Source organism: Clostridium hydrogenum (assembly GCF_021432385.1).
Lineage (GTDB): Bacteria > Bacillota > Clostridia > Clostridiales > Clostridiaceae > Clostridium_S > Clostridium_S hydrogenum.
Window position 1 is genome coordinate 747,598 of the sequence record NZ_JAEACT010000004.1, and the last position, 17,419, is coordinate 765,016.

General features: G+C 31.9%; 15 protein-coding genes and 1 riboswitch. Of the genes, 3 read left to right on the forward strand and 12 right to left on the reverse strand.

Annotated features, from left to right (window positions below):
* The first annotated feature begins 7 nt into the window (after nucleotides 1–7).
* A complete protein-coding gene (locus CUEA01_RS21705) occupies nucleotides 8–397 on the forward strand; it encodes an SHOCT domain-containing protein (RefSeq protein ID WP_234124218.1) in 390 nt (129 codons plus the stop codon).
* A complete protein-coding gene (locus CUEA01_RS21710) occupies nucleotides 394–1,530 on the forward strand; it encodes a 4Fe-4S binding protein (RefSeq protein WP_234124220.1) in 1,137 nt (378 codons plus the stop codon). The genes CUEA01_RS21705 and CUEA01_RS21710 overlap by 4 nt, the downstream gene beginning before the upstream one ends.
* Before the next feature lie 226 nt (nucleotides 1,531–1,756).
* Here CUEA01_RS21710 and CUEA01_RS21715 read toward each other — a convergent pair whose 3' ends face one another.
* Genes CUEA01_RS21715 through CUEA01_RS21725 form a run of 3 tightly spaced genes read right to left on the reverse strand, consistent with a single transcriptional unit; the run spans nucleotide 1,757 to nucleotide 6,048 of the window.
* Entirely contained in the window at nucleotides 1,757–2,740 is a 984-nt protein-coding gene (locus CUEA01_RS21715) for a serine hydrolase domain-containing protein (protein WP_234124221.1), read from the reverse strand.
* The gene (locus CUEA01_RS21720) at nucleotides 2,740–5,088 is read right to left on the reverse strand and encodes an excinuclease ABC subunit UvrA (RefSeq protein WP_234124223.1); all 2,349 of its coding nucleotides are present in this window, start codon (nucleotides 5,086–5,088) and stop codon (nucleotides 2,740–2,742) included. The genes CUEA01_RS21715 and CUEA01_RS21720 overlap by 1 nt, the downstream gene beginning before the upstream one ends.
* Nucleotides 5,089–5,124: 36 nt before the next feature.
* Complete coding sequence (locus tag CUEA01_RS21725) at nucleotides 5,125–6,048, reverse strand: AraC family transcriptional regulator (RefSeq protein WP_234124224.1); 924 nt, start codon at nucleotides 6,046–6,048, stop codon at nucleotides 5,125–5,127.
* 117 nt (nucleotides 6,049–6,165) lie between these two features.
* Here CUEA01_RS21725 and CUEA01_RS21730 point away from each other — a divergent pair, with 117 nt between their 5' ends.
* Nucleotides 6,166–7,881, forward strand: a complete 1,716-nt coding sequence (locus CUEA01_RS21730) for a methyl-accepting chemotaxis protein (protein ID WP_234124226.1) — start codon at nucleotides 6,166–6,168, stop codon at nucleotides 7,879–7,881.
* A gap of 5 nt (nucleotides 7,882–7,886) precedes the next feature.
* On the opposite strand, the gene CUEA01_RS21735 is transcribed toward CUEA01_RS21730, so the two are convergent.
* The 9 genes from CUEA01_RS21735 to CUEA01_RS21775 form a co-directional block, all read right to left on the reverse strand.
* Nucleotides 7,887–8,654 (reverse strand): SDR family NAD(P)-dependent oxidoreductase, encoded by a 768-nt coding sequence (locus CUEA01_RS21735; RefSeq protein ID WP_234124228.1) that lies wholly within the window; start codon nucleotides 8,652–8,654, stop codon nucleotides 7,887–7,889.
* Between the two features lie 25 nt (nucleotides 8,655–8,679).
* Nucleotides 8,680–9,132, reverse strand: coding sequence for a hypothetical protein (locus tag CUEA01_RS21740; protein ID WP_234124229.1), 453 nt, complete (start codon nucleotides 9,130–9,132; stop codon nucleotides 8,680–8,682).
* Entirely contained in the window at nucleotides 9,132–9,701 is a 570-nt protein-coding gene (locus tag CUEA01_RS21745; protein WP_234124231.1) for a PadR family transcriptional regulator, read from the reverse strand. The genes CUEA01_RS21740 and CUEA01_RS21745 overlap by 1 nt, the downstream gene beginning before the upstream one ends.
* A 204-nt stretch (nucleotides 9,702–9,905) precedes the next feature.
* Nucleotides 9,906–12,212, reverse strand: a complete 2,307-nt coding sequence (locus CUEA01_RS21750; protein ID WP_234124232.1) for a beta-L-arabinofuranosidase domain-containing protein — start codon at nucleotides 12,210–12,212, stop codon at nucleotides 9,906–9,908.
* Nucleotides 12,213–12,338: 126 nt separating this feature from the next.
* Entirely contained in the window at nucleotides 12,339–13,172 is an 834-nt protein-coding gene (locus CUEA01_RS21755) for an energy-coupling factor ABC transporter ATP-binding protein (RefSeq protein ID WP_234124234.1), read from the reverse strand.
* 17 nt (nucleotides 13,173–13,189) lie between these two features.
* Complete coding sequence (cbiQ, locus tag CUEA01_RS21760; RefSeq protein WP_234124236.1) at nucleotides 13,190–13,933, reverse strand: cobalt ECF transporter T component CbiQ; 744 nt, start codon at nucleotides 13,931–13,933, stop codon at nucleotides 13,190–13,192.
* Nucleotides 13,933–14,226 (reverse strand): hypothetical protein, encoded by a 294-nt coding sequence (locus tag CUEA01_RS21765; protein WP_234124238.1) that lies wholly within the window; start codon nucleotides 14,224–14,226, stop codon nucleotides 13,933–13,935. The genes cbiQ and CUEA01_RS21765 overlap by 1 nt, the downstream gene beginning before the upstream one ends.
* Nucleotides 14,223–14,891 (reverse strand): energy-coupling factor ABC transporter permease, encoded by a 669-nt coding sequence (locus CUEA01_RS21770; protein ID WP_234124240.1) that lies wholly within the window; start codon nucleotides 14,889–14,891, stop codon nucleotides 14,223–14,225. Before CUEA01_RS21770 ends, CUEA01_RS21765 begins: the two co-directional genes overlap by 4 nt.
* A 250-nt stretch (nucleotides 14,892–15,141) precedes the next feature.
* A riboswitch (cobalamin riboswitch) is annotated at nucleotides 15,142–15,308 on the reverse strand.
* A 157-nt stretch (nucleotides 15,309–15,465) separates the two neighbouring features.
* Entirely contained in the window at nucleotides 15,466–17,223 is a 1,758-nt protein-coding gene (locus CUEA01_RS21775) for an SUV3 family DEAD/DEAH box RNA helicase (protein ID WP_234124242.1), read from the reverse strand.
* Nucleotides 17,224–17,419 lie beyond the last annotated feature (196 nt).

Consider the following 17,419-nt stretch of genomic DNA (forward strand, 5'->3'; position numbering starts at 1 on the left):
CCGCCATGTGGGTATTGGTTTTTATGGTTCATACATTTTGATATTTTTATTAATAATTATATTTATTCTAATTTTTTTAATTTTAAAAAATCAATCAAATGTAAATCCTTTTAAAGAAAAGCTCATTAATATACTTAAAGAAGAATATGCCTCAAGTGAAATTACCGCTGATGAATTTATTGAAAGGAAATCTATTATTGAAGATGCTAAATACTCTAATTCTTACACCCCTATTCTTCTTGAAAGGTATGCTAACTGTTTAATTACTACCCAAGAATTTTTAAATATCAAAGCCGAAATTGAAAGTAATAAAAATAATGACTTAATATGTGAGCAGCTTGCAAAAGGCATTATTTCCTACAAAGAATTTAAATTAAACATGGAGGGAAACAAATGAAAAATAATAAATTTATAAAAAATTTCCGTTACATCTTGCTTGCAGTATTTTTAGTAATAATTACAATTGAAGCTTATCTTCATCAAGTACTTGGAGGCGGCAAAGCTCCATCTATACATGCTCTTTGTCCATACGGTGCATTAGAATCACTCTATGGTTTAATTTTCAGCGGAACCTTCATAGAAAAAATATTTTCTGGCACCCTTATTCTTCTTATAATAACAGTATTACTATCATTAATTTTTAGAAGAAGCTTTTGTGGTCTCATTTGTCCCTTCGGTGCGCTTCAAGAATTCTTTGGTGCAATTGGTAAAAAGATATTTAAAAAGAGATTCATTATTCCCCAAAATGTAGACAAGCCTTTAAGATATATTAAATATGTAATTTTAATAGCGACTCTATATTTTGCATTTAAGACTTCAGGTTTGTGGGTGAACACTTATGACCCTTGGGCTGCATATGGGCATATTTCTGAAGGCATAGAAACACTTACTGGAGAATATCTAATTGCATCCATAATACTCATAATTATTTTAATTGGTTCTTTATTATATGATAGATTCTTTTGTAAATACCTTTGTCCTATGGGTGCCTTTTATGGATTAATTTCAAAATTAAGTCCATCAAAAATTGTAAGAAATGAAGACACTTGTGTTAACTGCGGTTTATGCAACAAAAATTGCCCTGTTAATATTAAAGTTTCAGAGCTTAAAGAAGTTAAATCTGCTGAATGTATTAGCTGCCAAAAATGCATACTTTCTTGTCCTAAAAATAATACATTACAATTTAAAGTTAAAAATAAATCTATTAAACCTTTATACGTTGTACTCCTTGTAGTTTTATTATTCTTTGGAAGCATAGGTACGGCTAAATTTACTGGGATATACCAAGATACACCTCAAAAAATAACTTCAGAAACAAAACTAACACCTGAAGAAATAAAAGGCTACATGACTTTAGAGGAAGTATCTCAAGGTTTAAAAATCAGCTTAGATACTCTATACCAAAAACTTAATATACCTAAATCTGTATCTAAAAATACTAAGTTTAAAGAAATAAAAAACTTTGCTCCAGAATTTGAAGTTGAAGAAGCTAGGGAAATATTAAAAAACAGAGTAGAGAGTAAAGAGTAGAGTGTAGAGTGAATGTTGATTTTTCTCCGCTTACGCTGCGAAAAATCTTAAAACTTAATGACAACGCAATTGCGTTGTAAGTGGCATTTAGTGAAGCTGAATACTTAAGCTCTAAGATTTACCTAGGTAAAGCAAAAGTTAAATCATCCTTCACTCTACTCTTCTTTTAGTTCTCAATGTTTAAAAATTGCGGTTAGATATTTTTTATTGCGACAGTCTCATTGCTTTACAATGTTTTTTCGAAACTTGTTAGTAGTTTTATCGCATTGAATTGTTTACCTGTACACTCAGCTGTAATTGCAATAACTAATTCTTTGTCAGGTATGCAGCAAATAATATTTCCACCATCTCCAATAGCCGAGTATAAAAGACCATTATCCTCTTTTAACCACCATAAGTAGCCATACTTTAATGTGAATTTGTTAAATTTTGCTTCTGAATGAGCAGTTATTGTTTCATCAATCCATGCTTTAGGAATAACCTGTTCTCCGTTCCAAATACCTTGCTTTAAATATAAAAGTCCAAATCTAACCATATCTCTTGGTGTTAAAGTAATTCCCCATCCACCTGTAGAATTTCCTTTTGGATCCTTTACCCAACCTCTTAGTTTTTCTCCAAATAAATCATCACACCTAAAACCTTTCATTGGATAATCTGGGATTTCTCGCATTCCTATTAACCTAAATAAATTTTCATTAGCAAATTCACGGGCAGATTTTCCTGTACTTCGGGTAATTATTGCAGAAAGCAGGTGAACTCCTTCAGAAGAATATTTAAAATCTCCAATTTTTCCCCCTTGCCCCAAACCATCAAGGGTGTATTTTATCCAATCTGGTTGTCTGCACAATCTATCAAAAGGCTCATGCCAATTTTTAAAAGGATATGGAGCAGTCATTGTAAGAAGATGACGTATAGTTATTGCCCGTTTTTGCACTTCACTATGGTCATAAACATATTCAGGAAAAAAATCCAGCACCCTTTGATTCACACTCTTAATGTATCCTTTGTCTATTGCAATGCCAATTAGAGCAGATACAATACTTTTTGTCACAGACGCCACATGCAAGGCATCTTCAGAATCATAACCATTATAATATTTTTCAAAGATAATATTTCCTTTATGCAAAACCACTATTCCGTTTATATTTTTATATTCTATACTTATTATATCTTCAAGTTCCGAAAGCTTTTTCTGATTTATATCTTCCATTACAGATACCTCCCCGTTATAGATTTTGAGTTTTCCTTTAATGCCTTTGGAGAACCTTCTGCAATAATATATCCGCCATTTTGTCCTCCTTCTGGACCAAGTTCAACAATCCAATCACAGTTCTTTAGGACTTCTATATTATGTTCAATGACGATAACAGAATTTTCCTTTTCTATAAGCTCATCCAATAACTCAATAAGCTTTGCTGTATCATATAAACTAAGTCCTGTAGTTGGTTCATCAAGCACATAAAGAATGTTGCCTTTTCTCCTTTTAGAAAGCTCCTTTGCAAGTTTAATTCTTTGAGCCTCACCACCACTTAAGGTAGGTGCTGGCTGACCTAATTTTATATATCCCATGCCAATTTTCTCTAATACCTCTAAAGCTTTTACTATACTTAAGTTATCTTGAAAAAATTTTACTGCTTCAGACACAGTCATTTCTAGGATATCATAAATATTTTTATATCTGTATTTAATAGATAAAGCCTCAGTATTAAACCTTTTTCCCTGACATTCCGTGCAAATTTTATTTATGCTTAAATTACTTGTAAGCCAAATTTTTTCAAAGCCGCTTCCGCCGCATTTAGCACAAGCTCCTTTTGAGTTGAAGGAAAAATGACCAGCAGTAAATTTTCGTTTCACCGCTTCTCCCTCTGAGGCAAGCAGTATACGTATTTTATCTAGTATACCTATATAAGAGGCAGGAGTTGAATTCATGTTTTTACCAATTGGCGCCTGCGAAATTTCTGCATACCCAGCTATATGCTCCATGCCCTCTAACCTATCCGTTCTACCACTATTAAAATAGCTTCTAATAAGCGGGAGTAGCGTATCTGATATAAGCGAACTTTTGCCACAGCCTGATTTTCCAGCTATTCCAACCATAGCTCCTAAAGGCACAGTTACTGTTACGTTATTAAGATTATTTGTGTTTGCATTTCTAATAGTCAAACTTTTTCTTTCTTTATCATTTTTAATATTTTGATATGTTTTTCTTTTTGGCATACTAATTTTTCCTGAAAGATACTGACCAGTAATTGACTCCTTAGCTTTAAGCAAACCTTCTAAATTGCCTTGATATACTAATTGACCACCAAAATTGCCTGCTTTAGGTCCAATATCAATAATGTGCTCTGCCATTTTGATTGCATTTTTATCGTGTTCTACTATAATAACTGTATTGCCTAATTCCTTTAATTCTTTAATTGCCTTCAAGGTTTCTAGCTTTTCAGCTTCATGTAAGCCTGCTGTAGGCTCGTCAAGTACATAAATTAGTGAATTTAGCTTTGACTCTAGATGTGAATTTAGAAAAAGTCTTTGGATTTCACCGCCGCTCAAAGTTGACATTTCCCTGTATAAGCTTAAGTGACCTAATCTAAATTTTATTAAATGATTTGTTTTTGCTAATATATCTTTAAGTAGATTTTCACCAAATTGTGTTAATGTCCTCTGCTTTAAGAAAGCTTCAAGAAAATTTTGCAGCTCTGAAATTGTCATTTTTCCAAGTTCACCAATATGCTTCCCATTTAGAAAAACTCTACGTGCCTCTTCGCCAACTCGAAAACCATGACAAGCTGAACAATCAGTCATAGTATAGTTGCCAGCTAAATCTTCACCCTTATCATAACGACTTTGAAAAGCCCTTATTAAACAGTAACTTCGCTTTCCATTTTCATACTGACCATAGACTACTTCATTTCTAACTTCTTCTGGCAGCTTCCAAAATGGCATTAAAAAATACTCTTGAAACCTTTTCCTAAGCAGTTTCATAAAGCCTTGTGTAACTTTAGCGCTATAAAAAACCTGTTCTAGAGTTGTTTCCTTGTCTGGAACTAGTTTTTCAAGCTTAATTTCAAAATATGCTCCGCGGCCAGAACACTTCATGCACATTCCCTCTGAAGAATTGTATGAAAAATAACTTGGCTTTAACCTTTCCTCTTCATTTCCGCAAGTTTTACAAATAAGCTTATTATCTACTGGAGTGCCACAAGAAGAACAGATTATTTGACCTTCCCCTGCATAAAGTAATGCAAGCATATTAATAATTCCAGTTCTTGATCCTACTGTTGACCGAGGGTTACTTTGCCTAAGAATATTTTGCTGAACTGCTATGGTAGGACCTAACCCTTCAATACTGTCAAACTTGCTCTCGTTATCAATTTCATTAAGTATACCTAGTGCTTTAAGATATTGTTTGCGACCTTCTTCAAATACAATGTCAAATGCAAGGCTAGATTTACCAGAGCCGCTGACGCCTGATACAACTACAAGCTTATTTTTAGGAATACATACATTTATATTTTTTAGATTATGAGCTCTTGCTCCATGAATTTTTATTTCTTTCATTAATTCACCCCATTTGCAAGAGTAAAGGCAGGCGTATTAAAGCGGTTCAATGGGTAAGTATATATCAACCAAATGTTTATGTTCTAAATTAGTATTTGGATCATTAAGATATACTTCAAAAGGGAAAGAATCACAAGGCTTATAACCACTATTGGTTAGCCACTTTTCATACATAAAATCCCAAGCATCACTATATTGACTTTGAAAAATATCAAAATGACCTACAACATATTTTCCTGAAGGTATAAGCATACAACCAAGATCATTAGCTTCATTTATAGCAGCATTATGGTTAATAGTAATACAAATGCTAGTTCTTAATTTATGCTTTTCTGTAAACTCAGGATTATCATGATAAATTGTTAATAATTTTGAATCTTTAGCTTGACTAAACTTTTGCTCCTCTAGATATTTGATTAATTTTTGCAAAAGTTTTGAATACTGAGCCGCCAAATTTTTATAAGTTCCAATATATCTAACATAGGCAACCTTTACCTCAGAAATCGTTAATATTTCAACCTTTACTTTAACAGGAAGCCCTTTACTCTCATCTTCAATTTTTGCTACATAATCATTATACTTAGAAATTTTATAAGGTTCTTTGCAATTCTTGCTATAATGTTTTTTATAATAGGTTGGACTTATTTTGAAATGATTTTTAAACGCCCTAGAAAAAACAGCTGAATCAACAAAGCCAAGATAATAAGCTATTTCTGTAACTGTCATCTCCTGTCTATGAATAAGCATATAAGCTGCTCTCTCTAGCTTCAAACGGTTCACATATTGTGATAAAGATTCCTTTACTAAACTCTTAAAAATTCTGTGAAAATGAAACTTTGAAAAACCTGCAACAAAAGCAAGTTCTTCAAGAGATGGAGATGAATATAAGTTAGTTTCTATGTAATCTTGAACTTTATAAATACGCCTCATATACTCTTTTCTACTTTCAGAATTTGTCATACTTTCCTCCCTCTACTCAATTGCCACTTATCTCTATTTAGCCCATCATTATTTATGTTAATAACATAAGTATCTCGCCGAATATATCAATATAGCACAATATATAGGAGGCTTTTTATGAAATACTTTAATGATTTAAAAATATCTCAAAAACTTATATTATCATTTTCTATTATATCCATTTTTATTGGAATTGTTGGCGGAATAAGCATTATTAATATGAACAAAATAAACACAAATGCAATTTCAATGTATAGTTATAATTTTAGCTCCATAAAATCATTAACAGCTATAAAGCAAAATTTTTCAGATATACGTGCTGATGCACTAAAACTAGTATATCAAAATAACAAAAATGGACAAAATCCTAGTATTTTAGCTGATATTAACAAATTAACTGACACTACTAATACACTTATTTCTGATTATGAAAAAAAGTTTTTATCTAATAACTATAAAAGTACCTTTTCAAAACTAAAACAAGATGTAGAAAATTACGAAAATACTATTAATATTATAACAAGCTATGCAATGAGTGGTAATTTTGCTGAAGCAGATGCCAATTTTCCAAAATTGACTAGTAAAAGAAAACTGATTTATTCTGACTTAGATAAACTTATAACTATGAATACTACTGAAGCAAATAATTCAAATATCTCAAATATTGCTACCTTTAAAAATTCTTTCTACATAACTTGTGGTATAACTATTTTAGGCTTAATTATGGCAATTTTTCTAGGATCAATTATAGCCCTTGCTATTTCAAAACAAGTTAAACAAATTTTAAATTTTGCAGTAGCTTTACAAAATGGCGATTTAAAACAATCCATAGAGGTTCACTCTAAAGATGAAATCGGACAATTAGCTATTGCTTTAAATAAAGCCAATGAAAATACAAAAGAATTAATATCTGAAATCATAAATAGTTCAAGCGATATTAGCGCAATAAGTGAAGAATTATCAGCAACTACAGAGGAAATTTCATCGACAATGGATCTTGTTAGTGAGTCAACCCATACAATAGCAAGTGGTTCCAAAGAATTAAGTACATCTGCAGAAAATGTAAATTTATCTTCCCATAGCATTGAGAAAACTATTATTCAACTTGCACAAAAATCTGAAAATACTGTTACTGCTGTAAATGATATAAAAAAGCGTGCCTTAACTATAAAACAAAAGGCAGAAAATAGTATTCAAGAGGGAAATATTATATATGCTAAAAAACATGAAAATATTTTACAAGCAATAGAGGATGGAAAAATTGTAGATGAAATTAAATCTATGGCTAATTCTATAGGCAGTATAGCAGAACAGACAAATCTTCTTGCATTAAACGCTGCAATTGAAGCTGCTAGAGCTGGAGAACAAGGCAAAGGCTTCGCAGTTGTTGCAGATGAAGTTAGAAAACTTGCCGAGCAATCATCTGATTTGGTAGGTAACATACAAAACATGGTATCTGAAATTAGTAAAGCCTTTGATAATTTATCCAAAAGCAGTGAAGACGTCCTTTTATACGTTTTAGAAAATGTAAAGCCTTCACTGGAATTGTTATTAAATACAGGTTTACAATATGAAAAAGATGCTGAATTTATAAATGTTATAGCTGAAGAAACCGCTGCATCATCAAAACAAATAAGTGAAGCAATCAAACAAGTAACAAACGCTGCTGAAAATGTTTCTGGAACAGCGGAAAAATCAAAAACTGGTTCAAATCAAATAATTCACAGCATTAATGATGTTGCAATAGCAATTAATCAAGTCGCAGAATCATCTGAAAATCAAGCTGAATTAGCTCAAAAACTTACAGAACTAATTGGGAAATTTAAAATTTAGCATATTTAATGATTTTTGAGAGATAACTTTTGTTGATTTTTAAAATTAATACTGCTTACTAAACCCTTAGGCAATCTTATTAATATTTTATTTTGTACTCCTGGAACTATTACTTCCTTATTTTTTAATAGTCCTTCATAAGCAAGCTTTGCTACCACGCTTGCTTCCATAGCTCCAGGTACATCTCTCTTTCCTGCTGTTTTACAAAAATTTGTTTTAACTGCACCAGGGCATAAGGCGGTAACTGTGACACCATATGCCTTAAGTTCTTTTGCAATAGCTTTAGAAAATGATAGCACATAAGCTTTTGTTGCATAATACACAGCAATATACGGTCCTGGAGCAAAAGAACCTGTGGAACCAACATTTAAAATCTTACCCTTTTTTCTCTTTACCATTTCCCTTGAAAATAATTTTGTCATTTCAGTAAGGGCAGTAATATTTAATTGTATCATTTCTGCGTCTTTATTCAATTCGGTTTCATGAAAAAATCCAACGTTGCCTACTCCAGCATTGTTTACTAGAACATCTACTGTTATCTGCAAACTTTTAACCTCATCAAATAATTTCTTTGAAGCACCAACCTGCGATAAGTCGTGTGCCATTACATCTACTTTTACATCATACTGATTTCTTAGCAATTCGGCTAATTCATTAAGTTTTTTAGCACTTCTTGCAACCAAAATAAGATTATATTTATGTGAAGCAAATACTCTTGCAAGTTCGTAACCTATTCCGCTTGATGCTCCAGTGATTAAAACTGTTTCCTTCATAATTAATTTTCTCCCTTCGGCAAACTTAATTTCCTACAAAATGTGAAAGAGCATGAACTATTCCAAAAATCACAAGTGATATTACTGCCGGAATACAATTCAGCCAAAATCCTGTACAAATAAGACAACCTACTGGAAAAATTACCATAGGCATAGGAATACCTAAAAAATCTTTACCTAAAACTGCATAAGAACTACCTTCTAAAAAGTACCTTCCCCATAGTACAAAATATAATACCATAAAAATTACTATTCCAATTACCCAAGGACTTTTTAAACTAGCATTTGGATTCTTTGGTACAAAAAATAATAATAAAAAAGAAATTGCCCTAATTGCATTTTCAGCAGCGCCTATTAATTTTACACTGCCACCCAAAGTTTTTGGAACATCCGTTGGAGGTGATATAAAATAGACAACATTAGGCAGCATAAGCAATATAAATATAATCAATGCTCTATACGAAAAAGTAACTTTCATTATTTTTCTCTTCCTTCCATTCTATTTTCTAACACTTCGCTAACTTCCTCACACCACTCATCGTAAGCTTTCCATACCTTTTTTCCAAAAGAAAGCACCATTAATATATCCTTATGATTGCTGTGCACATCTTTGTATTCCTCTAATTGCTGTTGAAATTTTTCAAAAAGTTTTGCCTGTTTTCTATGAGATATTTGAAATTCTCTTATGTGTTCTAACATAACTTCCGGCGAAATAATATTAGAAAAATACATTTTCAGTAAAATCTCATATCTAACTGATTCCTTTTCTACTGGCTCTTCCAACCATTCTTTTAATTCAGAAATTCCCTTATCCGTTATAGAATATTTTTTAGTTTTCTTAATATTCTCCGAATCCTCCACTACCACTTCCTCTATTAATCCTTCTTCATTTAGTCTTTTTAATTGAGGATATATCTGCCCGAAACTCTCACTCCAAAAGAATGAAAATCGCATATCCACTATTTTTTTTATTTCATAACCAGATAGTTGTTCTTCACTTAATAATCCTAGGATAAGAAACTTAGTTTTATTACCTGAACTTTTCATAATGTTTTACTCCTTATATTTATAAGTTATATCTTTTAGATATATTCGTATTGTATTACATATGTATTATTTTGTCAACAGTGTTGTCTAATAACAAATAAAGGTATCACCAACATTAAGTAGGCAATATTGACGATACCCCAAACAGTATTATAGGACTAAAATCAGAGTAGCTAGTGAAGTTGGATTGCTAATAACTATCATTTAAACCATTCCCTTTATCATTGATAAATCAAATTTCCTCACAACCTTCATAACTCCATAAACACCAAAGGCTTCATTAGATTTAGGGATAAATTTAACTGTAATTTTATCTTTTCCTTTTATTAAAGCCTCCGGAATGTCATAACTTACTGCCACAAACAAATTAGTCTTTTTAAATTCATTGCTTTTCTCAATTTCAATTCCATCAACCAATACCTTAAATTGATTTTCTTCATTTATTCTTTGCCTAAATATTAAAGTGCAGGGTAATCCTTCTTCAACTTTAAGGCTGTATTCAAAGAAGCCACCCTTCTCTGCACGTCTAAAGGAAAATCCTTCCCAGCTCCCATTATAAGAATTTTTCTCAATGCAATTATGCTGAAGTTCATACTGATCATTTCCTATTGGGAAACTATCAATCGTTGCTTTTTGCAATTTATCCTGACTTTCTTGTTCTGCTAGATATTTTTTTAATTTTGAAGAATTAGGCTCCACAAGATTAAAATAAATACCATAACGTTCATTGTGCCTAGCAAAGTGAGGTGTAAACAAAAAATGCTCGTCTTCATCAGTTCCAATAAGTTTAAATTCAAGTTTATTTGAATCAATTCTAACTAAATTTTTGTTTAAAGCTTTTAGCCATTCCTTAACATCCTTAACTACAATATAGTCCTTTATTGAAAAGTTCTTAGTTGCAATAGATACATCCACACCAACTTTTGATTTAACCATATCGTTCTTTCCCATGCCAGTGCTTAAAACATAAGGTCCATAGCAAAAACTCACTGCTGCTTCATTGTCTGGCAAGGTTTTAAAGCTAACACCAGCTGTCAATATCAATTCAACTTTATCACCATTTTGCCATTTTTGATCTAAGGTTATCCACCCATCTTTAGCTACAACTTCAATTATATGCTCATTAACCTTAAACACTGTAGGTTCTTTAGTCCATGCTGGAATTCTAAATTTAATTGCTAACTTAACTTCAGCTTTCTCTTCTGTTTCAATTATAAAGCTTACATTATTACTTATTGGAATAGAGGATTTTTGAATAAATCTTATTTTTTTATCTGGAAGTTCTACAATTGAAGAAATATATTCTGCAACAATAATTGTATTCTCATCTCTAAAATACAAGGCATCATTTAACTTAGTAAAGTTCTCCATACCCGTACCTGTGCAACACCAAAAATTATCAAACGGATGTCCATAAACCTTAAAATATCCTGTTGCCATAGGCTGAAAATACATTGTCATTCCAGTTTCAGGATTTTGAGAAGATAGTATAGCATTTAATAATGCATTTTCATAAAAATCAATATATTTTTTTTCTCCTGTTGCCTGATACAAACCCTTTGACAGCTTCAACATATTGTACACATTACAGGTTTCACAATTACAGGTCGTACGTTCAGCATCAAGTATATCTGGCTCTCCGAAATGTTCCCATTCACTATTTCCACCTGTAACATAAGAATGATGCTTTACTACCATCTCCCAAAAGCTTTCAGCCGCATGAAGATAATATTTTTCAGCCTTTCCTAAGGTAAAATAACGATTTAAAGCTCCTACAAATTTAGGAATGGTTGTATTTGCATGTAGTCCATTTAGAATATCTTTTCCATCGTGAACAGCCTGAAATAATGCAAGTTCGTCAAATTGATGAGCCGCCTTTAAATAAGCTTCCTTTGGGACAATGTTATATAAGTCATACATGCAATCATTCATTCCACCATATTCAAGTGAAAGAACTCGAAGTTTCGTTTTCTCATCCCATCCGTTTACACGATTAGCTACCCAATCTCCAAGCTTTTCTCCAATATTTTTGTATATTTCAAAGCCTGTTAATTTATATGCTGCTACAATTCCTTCAATAATTTTATGCATGGTATACCAAGGAACCCAAATTCTTTTTCCTTGCTCAACCTTATCATAAGCCTCTTCTGGAAATGCAGATAAATACCCATTATCTAATTGGCTTTCTTCTAACTCTTTACCTATATATTCAATTCTTTCACCAATTTTAGTATCTTTTGTTGTCGCATAAGCTTGAGAAATTGCAGTTAAATAATGACCTAGGGTATGTCCACGTATTTCTGAATCCTCCCAACCTCCATATCTTCTTGCTTTCGGTTCAAGCCCTTTTGTTTCTCTAAAGGAGCTTAGCAATCTATCTGGTTCTAGGCACATTAAATAGCTAATTTCTTTATTAAAGGCATTTTCAAAATAGGAATCTGTAATTTGAACATTTTGTTTTTTTAATGTATGGAATAATTTTGTATGATTATCTTTACATTTATTACACATAAACTTCCTCCTTATAAAGATAAGCCACCTCGAAACTTAAAATTTATTTGTATCAAAATCCCGGCTTCTGAGCATTTTGATGCAAATTGATTTAGGTAGTTGAAATGGTTTATGTATAGAAAAACATTAATTATTTTCTTCTAAAATCCTTCTAATTTGGCCAATAGTTAATGGTAATTCTCCATTAGCTATATTTATAAATCCATCTCTAGCTAAAATTTCAGCTAAATGCGCCACTCTAGGAAGCCTAAGCCCTATATCTCTAATTACTTTTTTGTTGCTAAAAACTTCTTTCGTTGTACCTTCCAATACCACTTCACCTTTGTTTAGCAAATAAACTTTATCTGCTATAAGCGGAACGATATCCACATCATGCGTAGCAAAAATTAAAGTTATCCCCAATTCCTCATTAATTTTGTTTAATAATGTTACTATCTGGCTAACTCCTCTAGGATCTAATGCAGCTGTAGGTTCATCCAAAACTAAAACCTTAGGTTTCATTGAAAGGACACTCGCTAAGGCTACCCTCTTTTTTTCACCACCACTTAAATTAAAGGGGCTTCTATCTTCATATCCTTCTATACCTGCAGCCTTCAATGCCCACTTTATATTTTCTTCTAATTCTTCACCTTTAACTCCCATATTCATTAAGCCATAAGCTATTTCTTGATGAACCGTTGAATTAAAAAGCTGATCATCTGAATCTTGAAAAATCATACCAACGTTGCTTCTTATTTTTAATAAATTTTTCTTCGTTGTTTCTAAACCATCAACGGTTACTGTGCCCTTTGCTGGCGTAAGTAATCCATTAAACATTTGAAATAAAGTAGATTTACCTGCACCATTAGCTCCTAAAATAGCAACTTTTTCTCCTGCTTTAATACTTAAATTTACATTATTTAAAGCTAATTTACCTTGCTCATAACTATAGCTAGCATTTTTAATATTAATTAATTCCATGTATCTTCAATCCTCTTTTAAAATATTATAGCTAAACCTAAGAGTACTATTACAATTAAACCTCCAATGCACCTATCAAATTTAGGAATTGGTTTTTGAAAATAATTTGGGCTCTTGCTATTTTCATTGTACCCTCTAGATAGCATTGCATTGTAAATTTGAACACTCCTATCAAGGGATTTACTCAAAACATACCCAGCAATTTTGCCAGTGTCACTTACCTTATTAAACCAAGAGCGATTATTTCCCATTCTACTAACTCTTGCACGATTCATGTTATTAGTTACCTCTCCAATTATATATAAATATCTATACATCATAGCCGCTATATCAATAATAATACTGGGAATTTTGCAAAGCCTAAGCGTTTCTAGTATTTCTATCATATCCGTACTAAAAGCAAGTACTGACACTAATGATACTGTTGCTAAAATTCTCATTAATATCAGTATACCTAAATTTAAACCTTCTTTATATATTTTTAATGTTATTGGACCAACTACCATAGTGTGTATTACTATATGTCCATTTGTAAAAATAACATTTATAAAAACTAGCCAAGCAATGCCAAAAGGTATACTTAAACGCTTTGCTATTTTTCCAATTGGCACTTTAATAGAAAACAATAAAAACAAGGCTACTAGCCATAAAATCGTGAGTAAATAAATATTATTTAAAACTGCTGCAACAAATATAGCAATAAATACAACTACAGTTTTTACCCTACTATCAAATTTGTTTTTCTTTAACTTATACTGCATTAAGCTTGCTCCTCATTAGTTTTGCTATCTTTATCTCCAAAAAGCTTCTCCCAGTGATGTCCAATAATTATACCTGCAAAAAAATTTGCCACTGAAAAAGCCCCCACTTCTGCGTCTCCTGGTAATTCAATAAAAGGATGGTGATTTTTTTGTGTTAAATTATTAACCTTATCATCCGTACCACCTGCTTCCATCTTGTGGCTGTCCATGTATTTTCCTGCCCCAAAAATAAATATTAATATACATATCATTACTGCCAACATGATTTTTGTGAACTTGTCTAAAATCTTCATTTTAAGTCCCCCTCTTTTAAAATATCCTTGAAAAGATCAGGACGTCTTTTAAGCATTGCTTGAAGGACAGCTGCTGTAAATATTGCTTCTGCTACTGCCAGTGGTAATTGTGTAGGACCATATCCCATGAAAAATACCAGCCACTCTTTAAATAGAGAAGCATGTCCATGCAAATTAAGCGCCAATTCAAAAGCACTGGTTAAATAGGTAAGCAAATCCCCAATAAAACCTGCCAGTGCCGCAGCTAACCAAATAGGACTTTTAAAATATCTAAGTGCTTTAAAGCATAAATATCCTGAGATTCCTCCTACTATTCCCATTGAAAAATCATTTGCTCCTATTGTTGTTATTCCTCCATGCCCTAAAAATATAGCTTGAAAAAATAAACCTATAGCAGAAATCACAGCCGTTGCAAAAGGTCCTACCAAAATTGCTGCAAGCGGTGTGCCACATGGATGTGAGCAAGAACCTGTAACTGGAACTGGTATGTGCATGCAAGAAATTGTAAACACACCTACTCCCACCATGGCTAAAAATGGCTTATAATATAAATTTTCCTGTGACTTTTTTTTAATTTCCTTTATGCCTGGAATTATAAAAGCTGTGCTTACAGCATAATAACTTCCCCATGCTAATGGTGATAATATTCCATCTTCAATATGCATTTTTCAATCCTCCAATAAAAGTTATTTAAAATGACACCAATAAAAAAATCCCTTTAACAAAGCTGTTAAAAGGATTTTAAAACAAACCCAATATACATTATAAATATACTGGCTCAACTACCAAAATCAATTTGCATAACAATGCCCAGAAGACGGCATTTTCTCACAAATTAATTTTGAAGCTTCTCATGGTATATCTCTATATTGGATATTTAATCTTTTCTTCGCTCCCCCCTATCACTCGTAGAGTTAATGGTGCAAAATATAGGCTTGTTTTCTGACTTAAGAATCACCATTTTAGTATGCCTTCCCATTTTCAAGTGGCATAATATACTAAAATTCATCTATTACAGCTACGGGATAGTTCAGGATTTTCACCTGCTTCCAATTTAATGATGGTGAACTTTGCTTCTCTTAGGAAACTTTAAATTTATTGTAGCACCGTCAACCTTATATTTTATTATTAAGTTTTAATAATAATAAACCGCCTGAAACTTAATTTTTTTAGTTAAAACGGTTTATATATACAAATATGTTGTTAATTATAGCATTTATAAGTTATTAAAGCAATCTTTTACAGTCCAATCAATATATCATTTATATCCTCACTCACATTCCTTCTCTCACTATAAACCCAATCTACATCAAAGGCTAAATTAAATATTTTAGAAAAGGAATAGTACATGTTTATCTTTTGATAGTAAATTTCTAAATCATCTAAATCACCTGTAAAACATTCTGGTCTAGATAAGCTATCCTGCTTACTGACAAATAGTTCTTCTACATATGCTAAAAATGTGTACATCAAAGGTTCTTTTGCTATATCAAACGGTACTTTTAGCAATTCCCATTGAATTTCTTCTTTAAGTTTATATCCTTTTATTCTCTCTAGAACTGTTAAGTAGTCACTAATATCCATCTTACTATAATAATCTAATTTTTCCTCTCTAGTACTCCACAAAGCTAGTTTTTCACTTAAAGGCAGCCCTTTAATCTTGAGTATTGCATCTGAAGGACCAATAACAGCACTTTCTATAGTTTTATCTTTAGCCTCAAGCTTATCTATAATAAAATCTTGATTATATTCCGTGCAAGCTACATAACCTTCATCATAAATGCCAATTCGCCCAGCACGACCAGCTATTTGCTTTACTTCCTGTGAGGTGAGTTCTCTTATTTCCTCTCCATCAAACTTCTTTATATTTAGAAAAATAATTCTTCTAATAGGCAGATTAACTCCCATGCCTATTGCATCTGTAGTTACTAAAATCTTTGTAATTTTGTTTATAAATTGCTCATATTGAGCTTTTCTAACTTCAGGCGGTAAATCTCCATATATTACGCTAACTTTTATTCCTTTGCTAGAATAGTTTTGTGCAATTTCCAAAACTCGCTTCTTGGAAAATACCACAATGGCATCGCCCTTTTTAACATCCTTATAACTAAAGTTTCTCTCTTCAACAATTAAAGGAATTGCTCTTGTATATTCTTTTATTTCGTAATCATCCTTGCAATCTTGCAAAACAGTTTCCAATATGTATCTTGCATTAGCTGCTCCACATATATGAATTTCATCGCACTTTAAGCCAAGCAAGGCTCTGCTCCAGGCCATTCCTCTTTGTCTATCCTTAATCATTTGTATTTCATCGATAACTGCAATATCATAATGTTCCCTTAAATTAACCTTCTCTATTGTACAAGAAATATGTGTTGATCCAGGTTTTAATATTTCCTCTTCCCCAGTTAATAAATCACAAACTATTCCCTCATTATTTAGCTTTTCAAAGTTCTCTAAAGCAAGAATTCTAAGCGGTGATAGATATACACCTTTTCTTGCTGTTTTAAGACGTTCTATAGCGTTATAAGTTTTGCCTGTATTTGTATCACCCAAATGAATATAAATTTTTCTCTTCATCATTCGAGTTTCAGTATACTCATCTTTAGGATTGTCTGGAAAATTTTCTTCAAAGTCTTTAGCAATTAGTTTAGGTATATGGTACTTTGTAAGCAAGGTCATAAACCCTGAGTTTAAAAGAATATTATAATTTTCCTGTACGACTTCATCTAAATTAAAATCAGTTCCATTTTTCCTATTATAATTCTCCAGCATCCTTCTTGCTGTTTCTTGCAATAGTTCAAAGTACTTTTCATATGTATCGTTAAAATCTCTAAAACCATCATTTTCAAATTCTTTAAGCTGCCTTAATTTTTTTCTTACGGCTGATTCATGCTCTACAAGTGCAGCAGGTTTTGAATGGTATATTATTTCTTCAATTTGATTAAATTGACCTTTTATCTTTTTAAATTCTCTTTGATTGCCACTCTTCTTCATATTTACACCATCCTTATAAAGTATTTAAAGATAAACCATTTTGAAGATTGAAATTATTAATACCAAATTCATCCTGATAAATTAAAATTTGAAAAGCAGAGTACAAAGTACAAAGTACAGAGTACAAAGAAGGATGATTTACCTTTCGATTCTCTCAGGTAAATCTTAAACTTAGATGTCCTCAGCTTCGCTGAGC

Excerpts from the sequence above, each read along its gene's own strand:
- CUEA01_RS21710 (WP_234124220.1), top strand. The coding sequence starts at position 394 with ATGAAAAATAATAAATTTATAAAAAATTTCCGTTACATCTTGCTTGCA.
- CUEA01_RS21715 (WP_234124221.1), bottom strand. The coding sequence starts at position 2,740 with ATGGAAGATATAAATCAGAAAAAGCTTTCGGAACTTGAAGATATAATA.
- CUEA01_RS21720 (WP_234124223.1), bottom strand. The coding sequence starts at position 5,088 with ATGAAAGAAATAAAAATTCATGGAGCAAGAGCTCATAATCTAAAAAAT.
- CUEA01_RS21725 (WP_234124224.1), bottom strand. The coding sequence starts at position 6,048 with ATGACAAATTCTGAAAGTAGAAAAGAGTATATGAGGCGTATTTATAAA.
- CUEA01_RS21730 (WP_234124226.1), top strand. The coding sequence starts at position 6,166 with ATGAAATACTTTAATGATTTAAAAATATCTCAAAAACTTATATTATCA.
- CUEA01_RS21735 (WP_234124228.1), bottom strand. The coding sequence starts at position 8,654 with ATGAAGGAAACAGTTTTAATCACTGGAGCATCAAGCGGAATAGGTTAC.
- CUEA01_RS21740 (WP_234124229.1), bottom strand. The coding sequence starts at position 9,132 with ATGAAAGTTACTTTTTCGTATAGAGCATTGATTATATTTATATTGCTT.
- CUEA01_RS21745 (WP_234124231.1), bottom strand. The coding sequence starts at position 9,701 with ATGAAAAGTTCAGGTAATAAAACTAAGTTTCTTATCCTAGGATTATTA.
- CUEA01_RS21750 (WP_234124232.1), bottom strand. The coding sequence starts at position 12,212 with ATGTGTAATAAATGTAAAGATAATCATACAAAATTATTCCATACATTA.
- CUEA01_RS21755 (WP_234124234.1), bottom strand. The coding sequence starts at position 13,172 with ATGGAATTAATTAATATTAAAAATGCTAGCTATAGTTATGAGCAAGGT.
- cbiQ (WP_234124236.1), bottom strand. The coding sequence starts at position 13,933 with ATGCAGTATAAGTTAAAGAAAAACAAATTTGATAGTAGGGTAAAAACT.
- CUEA01_RS21765 (WP_234124238.1), bottom strand. The coding sequence starts at position 14,226 with ATGAAGATTTTAGACAAGTTCACAAAAATCATGTTGGCAGTAATGATA.
- CUEA01_RS21770 (WP_234124240.1), bottom strand. The coding sequence starts at position 14,891 with ATGCATATTGAAGATGGAATATTATCACCATTAGCATGGGGAAGTTAT.
- CUEA01_RS21775 (WP_234124242.1), bottom strand. The coding sequence starts at position 17,223 with ATGAAGAAGAGTGGCAATCAAAGAGAATTTAAAAAGATAAAAGGTCAA.